General features: G+C 72.1%; 14 protein-coding genes. 4 read left to right on the top strand and 10 right to left on the bottom strand.

The genetic code is table 11. The features are described 5' to 3' along the window. Nucleotides 1-9: 9 nt before the first annotated feature. From C5E05_RS13775 to C5E05_RS13735, 10 genes are all read right to left on the bottom strand, one after another. Nucleotides 10-1,875: a long-chain fatty acid--CoA ligase gene (locus tag C5E05_RS13775; RefSeq protein WP_104299563.1), complete on the bottom strand. Its 1,866-nt coding sequence runs from the start codon at nt 1,873-1,875 to the stop codon at nt 10-12. Nucleotides 1,876-2,015: 140 nt separating this feature from the next. Then, entirely contained in the window at nt 2,016-2,468 is a 453-nt protein-coding gene (locus tag C5E05_RS13770) for a DoxX family protein (protein WP_181059604.1), read from the bottom strand. Between the two features lie 266 nt (nt 2,469-2,734). Beyond that, nucleotides 2,735-3,388, bottom strand: coding sequence for a pentapeptide repeat-containing protein (locus tag C5E05_RS13765; RefSeq protein WP_104342228.1), 654 nt, complete (start codon nt 3,386-3,388; stop codon nt 2,735-2,737). Between the two features lie 59 nt (nt 3,389-3,447). After that, complete coding sequence (locus tag C5E05_RS13760) at nt 3,448-3,933, bottom strand: nuclear transport factor 2 family protein (RefSeq protein ID WP_104342227.1); 486 nt, start codon at nt 3,931-3,933, stop codon at nt 3,448-3,450. Then, the gene (locus C5E05_RS13755; RefSeq protein WP_104342226.1) at nt 3,930-5,813 is read right to left on the bottom strand and encodes an ABC transporter ATP-binding protein; all 1,884 of its coding nucleotides are present in this window, start codon (nt 5,811-5,813) and stop codon (nt 3,930-3,932) included. Before C5E05_RS13755 ends, C5E05_RS13760 begins: the two co-directional genes overlap by 4 nt. Beyond that, nucleotides 5,810-7,588, bottom strand: coding sequence for an ABC transporter ATP-binding protein (locus C5E05_RS13750; protein ID WP_181059602.1), 1,779 nt, complete (start codon nt 7,586-7,588; stop codon nt 5,810-5,812). Before C5E05_RS13750 ends, C5E05_RS13755 begins: the two co-directional genes overlap by 4 nt. Before the next feature lie 198 nt (nt 7,589-7,786). After that, a complete protein-coding gene (locus C5E05_RS13745; RefSeq protein WP_181059600.1) occupies nt 7,787-9,178 on the bottom strand; it encodes a glycosyltransferase in 1,392 nt (463 codons plus the stop codon). Beyond that, entirely contained in the window at nt 9,175-10,152 is a 978-nt protein-coding gene (locus C5E05_RS20215; RefSeq protein WP_181059598.1) for a hypothetical protein, read from the bottom strand. The genes C5E05_RS13745 and C5E05_RS20215 overlap by 4 nt, the downstream gene beginning before the upstream one ends. Then, nucleotides 10,149-11,063: a WcbI family polysaccharide biosynthesis putative acetyltransferase gene (locus C5E05_RS13740; RefSeq protein ID WP_104342223.1), complete on the bottom strand. Its 915-nt coding sequence runs from the start codon at nt 11,061-11,063 to the stop codon at nt 10,149-10,151. The genes C5E05_RS20215 and C5E05_RS13740 overlap by 4 nt, the downstream gene beginning before the upstream one ends. 52 nt (nt 11,064-11,115) lie before the next feature. Next, complete coding sequence (locus C5E05_RS13735) at nt 11,116-12,129, bottom strand: epimerase (RefSeq protein ID WP_104342222.1); 1,014 nt, start codon at nt 12,127-12,129, stop codon at nt 11,116-11,118. A 50-nt stretch (nt 12,130-12,179) separates the two neighbouring features. Here C5E05_RS13735 and C5E05_RS13730 point away from each other — a divergent pair, with 50 nt between their 5' ends. The 4 genes from C5E05_RS13730 to C5E05_RS13715 all read left to right on the top strand — a co-directional run bounded on the left by C5E05_RS13730 (nt 12,180) and on the right by C5E05_RS13715 (nt 17,131). Beyond that, nucleotides 12,180-12,854, top strand: a complete 675-nt coding sequence (locus C5E05_RS13730) for a TetR/AcrR family transcriptional regulator (protein WP_258064874.1) — start codon at nt 12,180-12,182, stop codon at nt 12,852-12,854. A 32-nt stretch (nt 12,855-12,886) separates the two neighbouring features. Further along, a complete protein-coding gene (locus C5E05_RS13725) occupies nt 12,887-13,837 on the top strand; it encodes a DUF4166 domain-containing protein (RefSeq protein WP_181059596.1) in 951 nt (316 codons plus the stop codon). Nucleotides 13,838-13,911: 74 nt separating this feature from the next. Further along, complete coding sequence (locus tag C5E05_RS13720) at nt 13,912-15,297, top strand: glucose-6-phosphate dehydrogenase (RefSeq protein ID WP_104342219.1); 1,386 nt, start codon at nt 13,912-13,914, stop codon at nt 15,295-15,297. Between the two features lie 253 nt (nt 15,298-15,550). Continuing rightward, nucleotides 15,551-17,131: an aldehyde dehydrogenase (NADP(+)) gene (locus tag C5E05_RS13715; protein WP_104342218.1), complete on the top strand. Its 1,581-nt coding sequence runs from the start codon at nt 15,551-15,553 to the stop codon at nt 17,129-17,131. Nucleotides 17,132-17,149 lie beyond the last annotated feature (18 nt).

The following is a 17,149-nucleotide window of genomic DNA, read 5'->3' as shown; positions in this document are numbered from 1 at the left end:
GAGTGGTGATCAGGAAGAGTAGAGGGCGTCGACGACGTCCGTGCTGCGCTGCAGCACCGCTGCGCGCTTGAGCTTGAGCGTCGGCGTCACGAAGGTCGGATCGTCGAGGTCCGTCGCGATGAGCGTGAAGCGTCGCACCTGCTCGCTGCGGGCGACGAGCTCGTTGGCGCGGTCGACGGCGCGCTGGACGTGCTCGCGCGCCTTCGCATCCACCACCGTCAGGAGCTCGTGCTGCTCTGGCCTCGGGTGCGCGCTCGCTGCGACCTCGGCGGAGAACTCGGCGAGTGCCACTGGGTCGAGGATGATGAGCGCCGAGAGGTAGTTGCGTCCCTCGCCGATCATGACGGCGTGCGAGACGAGGGAATCCGACTCGACGGAGGACTCCCACCGCATGGGAACGATGGTCTTGCCGTTCGAGGTGACGATGACGTCCTTCAGACGGCCCTCGAGGACAACCCGGCCCTGCTCGTCGAGGCGGCCGAGGTCGCCGGTGCGGAAGAAGCCGTCGACGAACGCGTCCTGGTTGTGCTCGGGGTTGCGGTAGCCGCTGAAGACGCCGATACCGCGGGCCAGGATCTCCCCGTCGTCGCTGATGCGGACCGTGGAGCCGGGCAGCGGCCGACCCACCGTTCCCGAGCGGATGTCGCTCGGGAGGTTGCCGGTCAGGGGCGCCGTCGTCTCGGTGAGGCCGTAGCCCTCGATGACGGGCACGCCGATGCCGCCGAAGAAGAGGGAGAGCTCGGCGTCGAGGGTGGCGCCTCCGGAGAGGATGTGGGTGACGCGGCCGCCCATGACCTGCCGCAGTCGGCGGTAGAAGACCGAGTCGAAGAGGCGGTGCCGGATGCGCAGGCCAAGAGGGGCGCGTGCGGCCGGAGCTCTCGTCTCGAGGAACTCACCCCACTGGACGGCGGTGCTCTGCGCCGACGCCCAGACCTTGGCGAGCCCGCTCGCGGCGGCCTTGGCACCGGCTGCGGCCTGGATCTTCTGCAGGACGCGGGGCACGACGACGAGGAACGTCGGCTTCAGCTGCCCGAGGGTGCCGACGACGGCGGTCGGGTCGGCGAGGTGGGCGATGCGCATGCCGCTCGCGAGGCAGATGAGCTGCAGTCCGCGGGCGAGCACGTGGGCGAGGGGCAGGAAGATGATGGTGTTGCCCGCGGGATGCACGACCTCGCCGTAGGCAGCTGCGATGTTGAGGACCTGGCCGAGGAAGTTCTCGTGCGTGAGCACGGCCCCCTTGGGCTCTCCCGTGGTGCCGGAGGTGTAGACGATCGTCGCGGGGGAGTCGGGGGTGGCGAGCAGGCGGCGCTCCTCGAGGGCCTCGTCGGCGACGCCGAGCCCGAGGGCGGCGAGGCGCTCGAGGTCGCGATGCTCGCCGGGGCCGTCGGCCGCATCCATCGACCAGACGCCGAGCGCGTCGGATCCGCGCGCATCGAGTGGCGTCGTGAGCAGTCCCACGTGGTGGGCGCTGCCGCCGACCGCGAGCACCACCTTGGCGTCGTGGATGATGGCCGAGACCTGGGTGGGTGCCGAGGTCTCGTAGATCGGCACGACGACGCCGCCGGCGAACCACACCGCGAGGTCTGCGACGGCCCACTCGTAGCGGGTGGGCGCCATGATGGCGATCGCGTCGCCGGGGCGCACGCCGATGGCGAGCAGCCCCTTGGCGACGGCTCGCACGGTCTCCGTGAACTCGCTCGTCGATACGTTGCGCCACGGAGCACTCGGATCGGTGGGGTCACTCGGCACCTCGAATGCCGCGTGGTCCGGGGCGATCTCGGCACGTCGGGCGAGCAGATCGGTGACGTTGCGGTACCCGCCGGGGGCTCCGATGACGTCGGGGCCCACGAGGAGGGGAGTCGAGGATTCCAGCACTGCAGCCGCCTTTCGCGCGCCGGGCTGTCTCGCCCGTGTACGAAGGATTCGGAGCAGGGGAAGCCGGTGGATTGGACCGTATCGTGTCTTCGGCTTCGGGGGCTATCGACCCGCCAGATTTTTGCTAGCCATGCTAGCTATTACGCCGTCTGGGCGACTGCGTGGCGCTCAGCGCTGGCGGTGCGAGCGCTGCGCGGTCGACGCAGGAGGGCGTCGACGGCCCACCGTCCGCCTCCCGTGAGGACAAGCGCGATGCCGAGGAGTGCCAGGACGAGCACGAACTCGTAGCCGCCGTCCTGCGCGAAGAAGCCGGCCGTGAAGTGCACCGTGAACATGGCACCGAGTGAGACGATCGCGAGCAGGGCTGCGGCGACGCGAGTGAAGAGGCCCGCGATGAGCAGCGCCCCCGCACCGATCTCCACGAAGGGGAGGGCGACGCCGGCCACGTCGGCGAGCGGGACGCCGAGGCCACCGAGCATCTCCTGGACCCCGCCGATTCCCGTGGTCGTGAGCTTCTGGACTCCGTGGAGCAGCATGGTCGCGCCGAGCGCGATACGGAGGATGAGCAGAGCGGCATTCGCTGAGGTTGACATGCGGTCGACGCTAGGAAGCGAGGCAAGCGGGAACCTGAGAAGCGCGGGTCGAGGGCGACGCCGAGCTGTCCGGGTGCGCCCCGGGTGTTCCAGCTCGTCCGCGACGCGAGCTTCACCGACGCTCGTCTGCGGGGCCGCGTTTGCTTGCATGATGGGAAGCCCGGAGGGTGAACTGCTCTTCAGCCCGAGCCCGTCTGTATGACTTTGCTATGACTCAGAGCTCCCCAGCCCTGGCCGGGCGTGCCTGCCCGGCGTGGTCGCCGGGGTCAGCCGGCGAGCGGCTCGATCGTCGTGCCGCTCTTGATCGTCGTGCCGCTCTCGTTCGCTTTGCCGAACTTCGGTGCCTCGCCGACGAACGTGCATCCGCGGAACGTCGTGGCTGCGTTGAACTTGGCTCCGGTGAAGCTGCAGTCGATGAACCGCGTGTTCGTGAACTCGGCGCCGGAGAGCTCGGCGCCATCGAAGGCGCAGTTCGAGAAGACCGTGCCGGGGACGGCGCGGAGGCGTCGCAGCTTCGCGTCGCGGAACGTGCAGTCGGAGACCTCCGGCCCGATGGAGGCCTGCGGGATGCTCGCGCCCGTGAAGGCGCAGGCCCGCAGTGACCCCTCGAGTCGGGTGTGCGCCGTCAGCTTGGCGCCATCGAAGTGGCAGTGCGTGAGGGTGCTGTTGCTGATGCTGAGTCCGCCGACGAGTCCGCTGGCGTCGACGTTCGAGAGCTCGAGGTGCGCGATGGCGATGCCGAGACTGCCGGCCTGCAGCTCGCGGAGGTCTGTGGTTCCGGCGGACGCATCATGCCAGCTGGGGGTGAGCCGATGCGGGCCGGGCACGACGCTCGAGAGGCGCGAGAGCTGGGTGCGCAGCGACGAGAGCTCCGCGGAGGTCCAGCGTTCGCGGAGGGTCTTGCGTTCGGGGGCGCTCATGCCCTCGAGCGTAGCGGGCCAGGCTCATGGGGCTGAGGCCGTTCGGTGCGGCGCACCCGTCAGCGTCGGTTCTCCGGGAGGGTGATCTGCTCGGTGCTCTGCCAGCGGATGCCTGAGGCGCGTCGGCGGATGCGCCACCGGCTTCCCTCGCGCACGAACTCGTCGTCATAGCTTCCGCCCGTGGAGACCTTCGCGGCGACGCCGCCGTGCCAGGTGGCGGGATCTCCGGTGCGGCGGACGGTGATGGCGAGGAACTCGCTGTGCGCCGTGGCCGTGTCGTCGCCCAGGTCGATGATGGAGTTGAGCACGAGGTGCTGCCCCGTGATCCGGTCGGGCCCGGAGGAGTCGGTGAGGATCTGCCTGAGCTCGGCGGGGGAATGGAGGCCCCAACCCTGGGGGTTCTCCGCCCAGAAGGAGCCCCGGAAGTCGATGACGGCGTCGCCGGTGAAGAGCGTCTCCCACAGGTCCCATCTCCGGTCGTCGACGGCGAGGCTGTAGCGATGCAGGAGCTCCTGGATCTCGACCCGGTCAAGCGCTTCACTCATGGTCGCTGCCTCTCGGTGTCGGTCGTGCCGCTGGGCTCGGCCCGCTGCCGCTGCTCGCGGGGCGCGCGGGATCGGTGCGACGACCAGGCGGCCCACAGCTCACGGTAGGGGCCCTCGGAATCGAGCAGCTCGTCGTGCGTTCCGTCCTCCACGATGCGGCCGTGCTCCATGACGAGCACCCGTTCGGCGCTGCTCGCCTGCGTCAGGTGGTGGGCGACGGTGACGACCGTCCGCCCCGCGAGGGCTCGCCGTGCCGCGGCCTCGAGGGCGCGTGCGTCGGTCGTGTCGGCGTCGGCCGTCGCCTCGTCGAGGATGACGATGGAGGCGCGGGTCACGAGCGCACGAGCGAGGGCGAGCCGGTGCGCATCCGTGGCCGTGAGCTCGGCGTTGCCCTCGCCGATGAGCGTCTCGAGGCCGTCGGCGAACGTGTGCCGCCATCGTGGCCCCGCGACCGATTCGAGGGCTTCGTGCAGCTCCGAGTCACTTGCGTTCTCGCGCGCCATGAGGAGGTTGTGGCGGAGGGTTCCCGAGAAGACGTGCACGTCCTGGCTCACCATCACGACCCGTCGCGCCCGCTCGTTCTCCTCCATGAGCGCCGGGTCGAGCCCGGCGACGTCGACGCGCCCTTCGCGCACGTCGAGGAGCCCCATCAGCACGCGCGCGAGGGTGCTCTTGCCTGCGCCGGACGAGCCGACGATCGCCACGCGCTGGCCTGCCGGGATGCGCAGCTCGTCGATCCAGAGGACCGCCGGGCGGCCAGGGTATGCGGCGACGACACCGCGCAGCTCCACGTCGGGGGTGGCTGGCTCCCCGGCGACGGCGACGGCGGCCGCGATCGCGGCGCCTGCCGCGGAGGCGGGCGCGGAGAGCCCGGCCCGTGCCGGAGCGAGCTGGATGACGCCGGCGACGCGGGCGAGCGAGGCGCCCGCCGACTGCAGGTCGTCGACGAGCATGAGCAGCGCGATGAAGGGCCCGAAGAGGGCTTGGAAGAGGAGCGCTGCGGTCGTGACCTCGCCGATCGTCGCCGAACCGCTGAAGGCGAGCCAGGCGCCGACGAGGAGGACCGATGCCAGGCCGACGGCCTCGGCCATGTTCATGCGGAACCCGAAGCGGCTCTGCACGATGCGGGTGCGCAGCGACCAGCGCAGCACGTTCCAGGAGCGCGTGCGGATGCGCTCGGTGATGGCCTTGCCCCACCCGAAGGCGTGCACGGTGGGGAGGGCCTGGATGGCGGAGACCATCTCGCGGGAGCGCGCCGCGACGGCGACCCGCTCGGCGGCGTAGAGGCGTGGCGCCTTCCGCAGGTAGCGCCACAAGGCGAAGGCGTGCACGGGCACGACGGTGAGCATGGCGAGCAGGAACAGGGGGTTGAGGACGGCGAGGCCGATGCCCGTCGCGATGACCGCGAGGCCCGCCGAGACGACGGCAGGCACGGCGCCCGTGGTCACCTCGCCGACGGTGTCGACGTCGTCGGTGGCCCGGGAGACGAGCTCGCCGTCGGCGATCTCGTCGACGAGGACGGGCGGCAGGGAGAGCGCGGCGGAGACGAAGTCCTCGCGGAGGCGGGCGAGCGCCGTCTCCAGGACCGCGGCGAGCGCCATCGAGCCGAGGGCGCCGAGGGCCGCGCTGCCCGCGATCCCGGCGATGAGCAGGAGCGCGACGTCGAGGAGGCTGTGGTCGGCGCCCGTGACGGCGTCGACGAGACGCCCCAGCCCCGTGGGCACGAGCAGCGCTGCGCACGCGGCGGCCCCGAGCAGGGCGATCGAGAGCACGAGCATCCACGGGCGAAGGGTGAGCAGATGCCAGGCGAGCCTGGCTGTGCGCTTGCCGCTCGCGATCGGCAGCGTCGTGGGCTTGGCCGACGAGTGCACGCCCGTCATGCGACCGCCTCCGCGTAGCGGGGGTCCGTCGACATCAGTTCGTCGTGGGTTCCCTCTGCCGCGATGCTGCCGTCGCGGAGCACGAGCACGCGGTCGGCCCTGACGAGGAGCTGCGGGTTGGAGCAGACCACGACGGTCGCGCGCTGGGCCGTTGCCGTGCGCATCCGCTCGCCGATGTGCTGCTCGGTGACGGCGTCGATGGATCCGGTCGGCTCGTGCAGCACGAGGACGGGGGCCGGGGCGGCGAGGGCCCTGGCGAGGGCGAGCCGCTGGCGCTGGCCGCCGGAGAGGGTGCGCCCCGCACCGCCGAGTGGGGTGCGGATGCCGTTCGGCAGCTGCTCGAGCACGTCCTCGAAGGCGGCGGCCGCGAGCGCGTCGTCGGGCGATCGTCGCGCGCCGGCGACCCCGGTCACGCCGACGACGTTCGCCGCGACGGTGCCCGGAACGGTGTGGGCGGCGTGGGGCGCCGCGGTCACGAGCTCGTGGAGGCGTTCGGCGTCGACTTCCGCGAGCGGGAGCCCGTCGACCGTGATGGTGCCGAGGGGCGGGTGGATGCGCCCGCCGAGCAGTCCGACGAGCTCGGCGGCGTCGTGGGCGTCGGCGACGACGCCGATGATCTCGCCCCGCTCGACCGTGAAGCTCACCTCGCGGAGGTGCGCGCCGGTGAGGCCGGAGACCGCGAGTGCCGGGGTCAGGCCCACACGGACCGGGCGCGCTGCGGTCGGGCGTTCGTGGGCCGACGCGCCGCCCGAGGTCTCCGCACTCGGGTCGACGGCTGGTCCGTCGCCTTCGCGCGGCTCCCGCGCGTAGGGGGCCTGGAGCAGGGAGAGCACGCGCTTCGCGGAGGCGCCGGCTCGCGCCCACACGGCGCCCACGTTGACGGCGAGCGCTTCCATGGGGCCCATGACGACCTGGACGACGCCGACGACGGTGATGAGCTGCCCGACCGTGATGCTGCCCTGGGCGGCGAGGGCCGCGGCGATGAGGCCGATCGCGACGACGAAGATCCCCGTCGCGGTGCTCGAGACGCCCACGAACCACGCCTCGGCTCGCCTCGTCGCGATCGCCGCGACGCGCGCCCGCTGGCTCGCCTCCGCATAGCTGCGGGCGGCGCGGCCCGTTGCCCCGAGCGCTGTGAGGGTGCGGAACCCCGCGATGGCGTTGGCGGCGAGCGACGCGGAGTCGGCGGTGAGCCGCTGCTGGTCTTCGGCCCGCGCGCGCAGGTGCCTGCCGAAGCGGTCGAGCAGCAGGAGGAAGAGGGGGCCGCCGACGATCACGGCGACCCCGAGCGGCCAGGCGATGCTGATGAGCACGGCGCCGGCGGCGATGACGGCGGCGAGCTCGGCGACGGGGTGCACGAAGAGGAGACCCCCGAACGCGACCCGCTGCACGTCGGACCCGCCGACGCCGAGCAGCTCACCCGTGGGCCGCTGCCGGTCGCCGAATCCGCGGGGGTCGAGGCTCCGCTCGCTCACCCGCATCCGCAGCTCGTGGTGTGCTCGCTGGATGCCGTTCACGAGGAAGTAGACGCCGGTCCGGTACGACCAGGCCAGCAGCACGAAGACGGCGATGAGCACCGCGACCCACACCGCGAGCTGGGGTACGTCCCGGTCGACGATGCCTCGGTCGATGACGAGGCCCACCACGACCGGCACCGCCACCTCGCAGAGCTGGTGCGACACGAAGAGGGCCGTCGCCGGGGCGAGCCAGCGCTTGACGCTCATCGCGGTCTGCACGATGAGGCGCCTCGGCCCGGTCGTCTGCGCTGCTGCCACGCGGTGGCCTCCTGCTTGGTGCGGTCGACGTGCTTCGGATGTGCGGGAATTGAGCCGCGAGACGCCTCGGGTTAGTGCGACCTTGCTATTTTTCCCTAGTTTCGAGCATTCCGCGCCCATGTCGCTCGTGTGCGGCATTCTCGTGTGCGGCATTCACGTGCGCGGCGTTCACCGGTGCGGCATCCACGTGCGGGGCGTTCAGTCGAGGGAGAGCCATCCGCCGAGATGGGCGGCGACGCTGACGTCGCCGGGCAGGGCCCGGACCGTGGCGTCGGGCCGCTGCTCGGTGCGCCACGCGGCGGCCGCACCCCAGCGCTCGGTGCGACGGAGCGCGCGCTCCGACCTCACGACGACGTGCTCGCCGAGGCGGACCGCCCCGAGGTCGGAGATGCCGACCTCGGACACGGCGCGCTGCAGGGTATCTGCCTCGGGTCGATCGAAGCGCACGGCGGCGTCGATCTCGATGCGGACTCGCCCGCGAGGGAGGGCGCGCGAGGCTGGGACCACCCTCGTGTCCGAACCGAAGACCCGGTGGTGCTCGTCCGGGACGACGACGCTCGCGTGGGGGAGGTGCTCGAGGAGGCTGTCCACGCAGACGAAGGCGGCGCCCGCGCTCGGCGCAGCGGCCAGTACGGCGATGACGTCGGGGGCCGCCGTGCGGAGTGCGCGGGGTCGAGAGCCGTCGACGCCGATCTTCCGCGAGAGCAGCAGGGTCTCGTCGTTCTTGTGCACCTGGCTATCTGCGTCGGCGGCGGTCCTTCCCGCCCAGTCCGGGCCGTCGTGCCACGCCACGGCGGCCGGCTCATAGGCGAGCACCGCCCCGGCGAGCCAGGCTCGGTGGGCCCACTCCCAGTCTTCGCCGCCGTAGCCGAGGAAGTCCTCGTCGAAGCCACCCGTCTGGTCGAAGAACCAGCGGGTGCAGGAGAAGACGGCGCCGATGACGAACCGGTAGGAGCGGTCGTCGGCATCGAGCAGCCTGCGCGAATCACGGTAGGCGTCGGCGAGCCAGGCGGGTTCCTCGAGTTCGCGCTCGGGCCCGGCGACCTCGACCGCAGCGTCTGTGTCGATGCCGGCGAAGTCCGCGTGCTTGCGGTGCCCCGCGACGACCGCCTCCGGGAGGAGGCACGGAAGTGCCGCCATCCGCGACACGTACTCGGGCTCGGGTGCAGTGTCGGCGTCGAGGAAGCACAGCACGTCGCCCGTCGCGGCGCGCGCGCCGAGGTTCCTCGCGGCACCGGCCCGGAAGCCGAGGTCTTCTTGGACGAGGAGGCGCACCTCCGGTGGCACACGTGGCGCCGCTCGCGACCCGTCATCGACGACGATGACCTCGAGCAGCTCGGCCGGATGCGTCTGCCGCGCGAGGGCGGCGAGGGTGCGGTCGAGCTCCGACTGCTGCTCGAAGTGCACGACGATGACCGAGACGCTTCGCGGTTCGGGGTTCCCGGCACGTGCATCAGCGCCAGCGCCAGCGCCAGCGCCAGTGCCACCGCCACCGTCATTGCTGGAGCCAGCGTCAGCGAGGGCGAGGTCCCAGCGGTTGCCGGGCACCGAGCGGCCGAACGGGGGCAGCTCGGATGCGCTTGCGCTCACAGCGCCGCCCACCAGCTGAGGTAGGCGCGGGCGATCTCCTCGATGCTCGGGGAGGTCGACGTGGTCTCGTCGAGCCACGTCGACTCGGGCTCGCGAAGCGCACCTCGCAGCGCCTCGGCGAGCTGGCCATCCCGGACGAGCAGCATGGTCTTCGGGCGGATGGTGTCCATCTCGCGGAAGTAGTCGGAGTCGACCGTGAGCGGCCTGCGGCCTGCGGACAGCCAGTCGGTGAGGGAGCCGGAGGCCGACACGTGCTGGTGCGCGATGATCGGCACGGCGACGGCCCGGCTGCGCGCGAGGCGATCCTCGGGGGAGAGGAACCCGGTGCTCGTGAACTCGACGCCCAGCTCGGCCGCGTACCTGCCGAGGTCGACGAGCTCCTGCTCGTGCCCGGCGGACGCGCATCCGAGGGCCACGACGCGCGGACGATCGGAGGCCGGGATGGTGGCGACGGCCTCGACGACCTCGAGGTGCCCCTTGCCCGGGTAGTAGAAGCCGAGCACGGCGATCTCGTCGCTCGGCTGCCAGTCGGCGGGGCGGGGCTGCGGTGGCTGCGCCGGGAGCGGCACGACGTGCACCTCCACGCGGCGGCCGAGGGCGAGCTCGAGGAGTCGCTGCTCGTGGGCGCTGTTGCAGACGGTGCCGGCCGCGGCCGCCACGACCCTGCGGTAGCAGTCGGTGCGACGGGGGAAGCCGCGTTCACCGTCGGAGGGCTGGGGAACGTCGTGGAGGGTGACGCTCACGGGTCCGCGCGCGGCGAGGCGCTCGAACCGCTCGGCGGCGCGTTCGGGGGTGCTGCCCCAGAGGCGGTCGGTGAAGTGGACGTGCGCGAGCTGCGAGGAGTCGAGCCCGTGCGCACTGCGGTACGTGACGGCGGAGTCGAGCTTCGCGACGGCTGTCGCGACGGCGCGCGCGTATTGGTCGACGCCGTGGGTCTCGTCGTCGCGGTGCAGGAGCAGGGGCGTGGTGCTCACGCGGCCCTCAGCGCTTCCATCGTCGCCCCGTGCCTGGCGAGCCCCGCCGCGACGGCGTCCGGGTGCTGCCGATACCAGGCGAGGTGGGCGTCGCGAATGCGGTCGGCCGGGATGGCCTTGCCTTCGACGGTCCACGACTCGGTCGCGACGTCCTCGAGCCCCCACGCGTCGATGACGGACTGCTCGCGGGGTGCGTGGATGGAGTTCAGGATCTCGCGGTCGAGGCTGATGGCCACCTCCGGGAGGCCGATGCGATCGCGCACGCGGCTCGCGGTCTCGAGCCAGATGGGGTTGCCGGGGTGGTTGATCGTGCGCGCCTGCGCGAACGTGGGGTGCCGGAAGAGCTCGGAGACCGTCACGGTGCCGTGGTGCTCCTCGCGGGTGCGCAGCTGGGCGATCGACTCGGCGGCGACGGCCGCGACCGCGTTCCGCGAGGCGGACACGGGGAGCGCATCCACCCCCGCCGCCTCGGCCAGGATGCGGAGGTCGTGGTACGGCACGAGGGGTGGCACCAGCGAGGTGTCGGACGGTGGGCGGATGATCGCCTGGAAGGGGTAGAGGCCAGCGAACCGGATGACGGGGAACAGGGCCACGCGCGCGTCGCTCGGCAGCTGTGCTGCGAGCTGCCGCGTGCCGACGGGCAGCCCGCGGTAGTCGTCGCGCACGGGCTGGGAGACGAGGAAGCTCGCGCGGCCGAGCCAGGCCTCGAGGTACGGGAGGTCAGTGGCCTCGAGCTCGTGCACCGGCGGAGTGCGCACGAAGCGGACGTCGTCGCCGAGCGCGAGACGGAGCGATTCTGCCTGGCAGTTGCCGATGGCGAGCCCGACGGGGCGGTCGTCCCCGGCAACGGGGCCGTTCTCGGGTGCGAAGAACTCCGCGAGGTGCGCGAGGCGTGCGGTGGCGTGCGTCATCGAGGGGAGCGTTCTCCGAACCTGCCGAGGTGGGTGGGGGTGGGGGTGCGGCTCAGCCTAGCTCCCGGGCGACCTCCCGCAGCGTGGGGTTGAGTTCGGGGTGCACAAAGTGGTAGCCGGCCGCCGTGAGGCGCTCGGGCAGCACCCACCGGCTCTTTAGGATGAGCTCGGGCTCGGTGCGCAGCACGGCCATCGCGGGCTCGAGCATCCACCGCCAGGACGGCATGCCGAAGGGGGCCCGCACGGCGCGGCGGATGCCGGCCATGAGGGTGCGGTTGTCGCTCGGGTTCGGGCTGGACACGTTCACGACGCCGTCGAGCTCCGCTCGGTCGATGAGGAAGCGGACGGCCCCGACGACATCGTCGACATGCACCCAGCTGAACTTCTGGCGGCCTCGCGTGCGGTACTGCGGGGCGCGTCCGTCGCCGCTCGGCGCGCTGCCGATGCCCCGGTAGCGACGGTGGTTCGGCGCCCAGCCGTCGATGTTGGGCCCGCCGAGGCCGATGCGGGCAAGCGTGAAGAGCTTGCTCGCGGCGGGGCCGTCGCCGAGCACGATCGCCATGCGGAGCGCGACCCGACGGGTGCCGGGCAGCTCGCCCTCGAAGAACGCGTGCTCCCAGCTGCGGGCGACGTCGACGGAGAAGCCCTGCCCCAGCTCGCCCGTCGACTCCGTGTTCGGCCGGTCGGTGGCATGGCGGTAGATGGTGGCCGTCGACGCGTTGAACCAGACGCGCGGAGGGGCGGCCGCGGTCTCGACGGCGACCCGCAGTGCGCTCGTCGTCTCGACCCGCGAGCGCAGGATCTCGTTCCTGTTGGCGTCGGTGTAGCGGCAGTTCACGGACTTGCCGGCGAGGTTGATGAGCACCTCGGCGCCGTCGATGGCCCGCTGGATCGCCGCGGGGTCGCCCCAGCGCACCGACTCGTGTCTGCCGATGCGCGTGATCTCCCAGCCGTCGCGCTCGAAATCGGCGGCGAGGGCTCGGCCCACGAACCCGCTTGCCCCGGCGATGACGACGCGGCGTCGGCTGGTGGCGGGGGACTGCTCGGCGTGGTTCTTCGGTTCCATGTGGCCGAGTGTAGTACTTTCTGAACATGTTCAGTTCTGAGAGTGGCGACATGATCGAACCGGGAGCGGCACCCACGAAGCGCGAGCGGACCCGCGCCCTCATCCGCGACATCGCGCTCCGGTCCTTCCGCGAGCGCGGGTACGACGCCACGACGGTGCGGCGCATCGCCGACGAGGCCGGGGTATCGGTCGGCACCACCAACTACCACTTCGCCACCAAGAACCACCTCGTGCAGGAGCTGTACCTCGACGTCCAGCTCGGGCACGCTGCCGCAGCCGAACCACAGCTCGACGGGGTGCGCGACCTCGTCGATCGCCTCGCCGTCGTCTACCGCACCGGACTCGAGCAGCTCGAGCCCTACCATTCGCACGCCCCGGAGTTCCTCGCGGCCTCGGTGTCGCCGCGCTCGCCCATCAACCCGCTCTCCGAGGAGTCCGCGCCAGCGCTCGCGGTGATCCGGGGGCTCTTCGAGAGCGCCGTCGAGGGGGCGAAGTCGCCGCTTCCCGACGAGTTCAGGGCTGGCCTGCCGCAGGCGCTCGTGCTGAGCCACCTGCTGCTCGCGCTGCTCTGGGTCTACGACTCCTCGCCCGGGCGCGAGCGCACGAGCCGCATCCTGGACCGCGCGCTCAACCTGCTGCGGATGACGCTGCCGCTCACGCGGATCCCCGTCGTGCGGGCCCCGCTGCGCGAGCTCCTCGCGCTGGCCTCCGACGTGAGGGCCTGATGGCCGGGGGAGAGGGCGCGGTGGAGCGTGGGATGAAGCGCGGGCTGGACCGCGAGATGGACCGCGCTGGCTTACCCAAGCCCAAGCCCGAGCCCGGCCTCGGGGCCGGGGTCGGGCCTGGCGACGAGCCGCGGGCCGTGGGGTCGCTGTCCGTCTCCGAGGCGGTGCTCGGTGACGACTTCGCGCGCCTTGACGCCCAGCTCCAGCGCTACTTCGGGCCGATCCCGGCCGGGCATGAGGGCCGCGGGCGAGGCATCTACGCCTGGGCCGGTTCCCGCTACCGGCTGCTGCGCCCGGTGCTTGCCTGGCTCGCGTGGCGTCACATCCTCTTCCCCGAGCGCGGCCGCGACGTGCCGTTCACGGTCGTCAACCGGCCGGATGGGCCCGAGGCGCTCTCCGCGCGACGGGAGTTCGAGTTCTCCCACGTGACCCGAGTGATGGAGGACACCATGAGCGTCATCCGCAGCCCGGGAGCGCGGCCGCGCCTCGTCGACCGGCTCGGCAGGCGTCGCGGGCTCGAGGTCGAGCTCGAGCTGTCCGTCGAAGACGGCGGTCTGCGGATGCGATCGACGAGGCTCGCGCTCAGGCTCCGCATGCCGCACCTGCCGACGCGCGGGGTGCCCGGGGTGCGCCGGGTTCACGGGGTGCGCGGAGTGCCCGGGGCGGACGCCGCGTCACCCATCCGGCACCTGCGCATCCCGCTGCCGCGCATCGTGACCATGACGCTCGACGAGCGCGCGCATCCGGACGGCGACGGGCGCCAGTGCGTCGACGTGCGCCTGCGGGCGCCGGTGCTCGGGGACGTGTTCCGCTACCTCGGCGAGTTCGAGTACGGCATCGTGCCGGTGCTTGCCCCGGGGCCGGTGCCGTTGTCGGTCTCAGCCCCGGAGCCAGAGCCGTTGCCAAAACCGGAGCAGTTGCCGAAACCGGAGCAGCCGTCGAGGTCGGGCGACTCCGGAGGATTCCCGGGCACGAGCGCGTAGTCTCGCGCCGGAACGAGCCCCACAGGGGCCGGCATCCCGAGACCAGTATCCCAAGACCAGCATTGCGAGGCCGCATGGACACGAGCACCGAGACGCCCGAGATTCCGGAGATCGCCATCGGCGGCCCGGTCAGACGCACGATCGCCATCCTCGGCGCGGGCGGCGACCTGACGGAGCGCCTGCTGCTGCCCGGCATCGCGAAGGTCGTCGACGCGAGCCCGGAGGTCGAGGTGCACCTCATCGGGGCTGCCCGCACGCCGCAGTCCCGCGACGAGTGGCGGGGCGTCGTCCGCCGCAGCCTCGAGGCCGCCAGCGTGTCCGCCGCGACCATCGATGGGCTCGTGGCGAGGTCCGAGTTTGTGGCGACCGACGCATCGTCGCCCGAGGAGCTGCGGGAGCTGCTCGATGCGTGCCCGACCGCGCCGCTGCTCTACATCGCCCTGCCGCCCGCCATGGGCAAGAAGGTTGCTGCGGCGCTTGCCGAGCTCGAGCTGCCGGGAGAGCTGCGGATCGCGATCGAGAAGCCCTTCGGTGAAAGCGAGGCCGATGCGCGGGAACTCAACGAGGCCCTCGCCAAAGTCGTGCCCGACGAGCGACTGTGGCGCATCGACCACTTCCTGGGCACGCCGGCCGCCGTCGAGCTGATGCGCTCACGCGAGGTCGTCGACGCGAGCGGCGTCCCCCTCGTCGAGGCGAGCGAGGGCGGCCCCCTCGGGCGGGTCGAGATCGTCTTCGAGGAGGAGCTCGGCATCGAGGGACGCGGCGCCTTCTACGACGAGACCGGTGCGCTGCGCGACATGCTGCAGAGCCACCTCATGCTCATGCTCGCGCTCACGGCCATGGAACGGCCGGGCGACCAGGAGAGCGCGCGCGATGCGGCGCACCCCGGCGAGCCGGCCGGCACGCTCGACGACGCCATGATCGACGTGCTCCGCAACGTGAGCGTGTGGGACGACGAGCCGGTCTCTGCACGCCGGGCGCGCTACACGGCGGGCGAGGTCGGCGGCAAGCAGCTCCCGGCGTACGTCGACGAAGAGGACGTGGAACCCGAGCGCGGCACCGAGACGCTCGCGGAGATCACGCTGCGGGTCGAGACGCCGAGGTGGCGGGGCATCCCGTTCCTTCTGCGCTCCGGGAAGGCCATCGGGGCTGCGAGGCAGGAGATCGTCCTGACGCCCGCCGATCCGGGAGCGGAGCCGACGCGCATCCCGCTCGACGCCCCCGCCGACGACAACAGCGCTGACCCCTACGCGAGGGTGATCGCCGGCATGCTCGGCGGCAGCACGCTGCTCTCCGTGCGTGGGGATGTCGCCGAGGAGCTCTGGCGCATCGTGGGTCCCGTGCTCGACGCGTGGGACCGGGACGCGGGCGACCTGGGGGAGTACGAGGCCGGCTCGGCGGGGGAAGTCGGGAACGAGGACGAGGACGAGGACGAGGGCGAGGACGAGGGCGGCCGCTGAGCGGTTCACGCCCGAACCCGCCCCGCGCCAGGAAAGGACCTGCCCCGTGAGAGGAGGGAGGCGCGTGCTGCGTGCATGTCGAATCGGCATCGGGTCATGCAGATTCTGAAGCGCCACTGTCGGTGGTCGGCCATAGCCTCGAAGGAGGACTCACCACAGCGCGAGGCTCGCTCCAACGCATGAGGCTCGCTCCAACGCACGGGCCTCGCTCCAACGCACGAGGCTCGCTCCAACGCACGAAGAAAGGCACGCAATGACGCTGGCACCACATTCGCTCATCGCCGGAAGCAGCGAACTCGGGGGCGGCGACGAGCTCGTTGCTCGTCGCGCCGCGGACGGGGCGGTGCTCGCGCCGACCTTCCGCAGCAACACGAGCGAGGAGCTCGAGGCCGCCGTTCAGGCGGCGCACGAGGCGTTCGACGAGTACCGCTCGACGTCACCGGCTGATCGGGCGGCCTTCCTGGAGCGGATCGCGGCGGAGATCGAGGCCGACAAGGACGAGATCATCGCCCGCGCCCACGAGGAGACCGGGCTCCCGGTCGCGCGGCTGACCGGCGAGGTCGGGCGCACGACCGGGCAGCTGCGCCTCTTCGCCAAGGTCGTGGCGGAGGGCAGCTGGCATGGGGCCCGCGTCGACGAGGCGCTGCCGGACAGGGCGCCCCTCCCGCGCGCCGACATCCGCCAGCGGAAGATCCCGCTCGGCCCCGTCGCCGTCTTCGGCGCGAGCAACTTCCCGCTCGCGTTCTCGACGGCGGGCGGCGACACGGCCTCCGTGCTCGCGTCGGGCAGTCCCGTCGTGGTGAAGGCGCACAGCGGCCACCTGGGCACGGCGGCGCTCGTCGGCCACGCGATCGCGCGCGCCGTCGAGGCCTCCGGCCTGCCGAGCGGCGTCTTCTCGCAGCTGTACGGCTCCGGGCGGGTCATCGGGCAGGGCCTCGTGGCCGACCCGCGCATCAAGGCGGTGGGCTTCACCGGCTCACGTTCCGGCGGGCTCGCCCTCGTGCGCGTCGCCCAGCAGCGAGCGGAGCCGATCCCGGTCTACGCCGAGATGAGCAGCGTCAACCCCGTGTTCGTCCTTTCGGCGGCACTCGCCGCCGACCCCGCGAAGGTCGCAGCCGACTACGTCGGCTCGCTCACGCTGGGCTCCGGCCAGTTCTGCACCAACCCCGGGGTCGTCCTCGTGCCGAGCGGTGAGTCGGGAGATGCCTTCCTCGTCGAGGTGGGCACTCGCATCGCCGCGGCGAACGGCCAGACCATGCTCACGTCCGGCATCGGCGACGCCTACCGCGAAGGGGTCGCCGAACGCGAGGCCTCCGGTGCGACGGTCGTCGCGCGTGGGCAGGCCGACACTGCGGCGAACGCCCCGGCGCCGATCGTGTTCAGCGATGCCGTCGAGGCCTTCGGCGAAGCGCTCGAGGGGGAGATCTTCGGCGCCGCCGGGCTTGTCCTGCGCTACGACGGCACCGAGCAGCTTCGCGAGTTCGCGGAGCAGCTCGAGGGGCAGCTGACGGCAACGGTCCTCGCGGCCGACGCTGACGCCGACGAGGCCCGAGCCCTCCTGCCCGTGCTCGAGCGCAAGGTCGGGCGCATCCTCTTCAACGGTTGGCCCACCGGCGTCGAGGTCGGCTACTCGATGGTGCACGGCGGGCCGTACCCGGCGACGTCGGATGCGCGCTCGACGTCGGTCGGGGCGCTCGCCATCGAACGGTTCCTGCGCCCCGTCGCCTACCAGGACGTGCCAGACGCTCTCCTGCCTGAGGCGCTGCGCGACGCCAATGAGTGGGGCGTTCCTCGCATGGTCGAGGGGCGCATTCAGCTGCCCGCCAAGTACTGAGCCACCGCCAGTCGTGCT

The sequence above is a fragment of the Pseudoclavibacter sp. AY1H1 genome (assembly GCF_002931055.1).
GTDB lineage: Bacteria > Actinomycetota > Actinomycetes > Actinomycetales > Microbacteriaceae > Pseudoclavibacter.
This window is presented reverse-complemented; position numbering and strand designations above follow the sequence as displayed.

Excerpts from the sequence above, each read along its gene's own strand:
- C5E05_RS13770 (WP_181059604.1), bottom strand. The coding sequence starts at position 2,468 with ATGTCAACCTCAGCGAATGCCGCTCTGCTCATCCTCCGTATCGCGCTC.
- C5E05_RS13765 (WP_104342228.1), bottom strand. The coding sequence starts at position 3,388 with ATGAGCGCCCCCGAACGCAAGACCCTCCGCGAACGCTGGACCTCCGCG.
- C5E05_RS13760 (WP_104342227.1), bottom strand. The coding sequence starts at position 3,933 with ATGAGTGAAGCGCTTGACCGGGTCGAGATCCAGGAGCTCCTGCATCGC.
- C5E05_RS13755 (WP_104342226.1), bottom strand. The coding sequence starts at position 5,813 with ATGACGGGCGTGCACTCGTCGGCCAAGCCCACGACGCTGCCGATCGCG.
- C5E05_RS13740 (WP_104342223.1), bottom strand. The coding sequence starts at position 11,063 with ATGACGCACGCCACCGCACGCCTCGCGCACCTCGCGGAGTTCTTCGCA.
- C5E05_RS13735 (WP_104342222.1), bottom strand. The coding sequence starts at position 12,129 with ATGGAACCGAAGAACCACGCCGAGCAGTCCCCCGCCACCAGCCGACGC.
- C5E05_RS13730 (WP_258064874.1), top strand. The coding sequence starts at position 12,180 with ATGATCGAACCGGGAGCGGCACCCACGAAGCGCGAGCGGACCCGCGCC.
- C5E05_RS13725 (WP_181059596.1), top strand. The coding sequence starts at position 12,887 with ATGAAGCGCGGGCTGGACCGCGAGATGGACCGCGCTGGCTTACCCAAG.
- C5E05_RS13720 (WP_104342219.1), top strand. The coding sequence starts at position 13,912 with ATGGACACGAGCACCGAGACGCCCGAGATTCCGGAGATCGCCATCGGC.
- C5E05_RS13715 (WP_104342218.1), top strand. The coding sequence starts at position 15,551 with ATGACGCTGGCACCACATTCGCTCATCGCCGGAAGCAGCGAACTCGGG.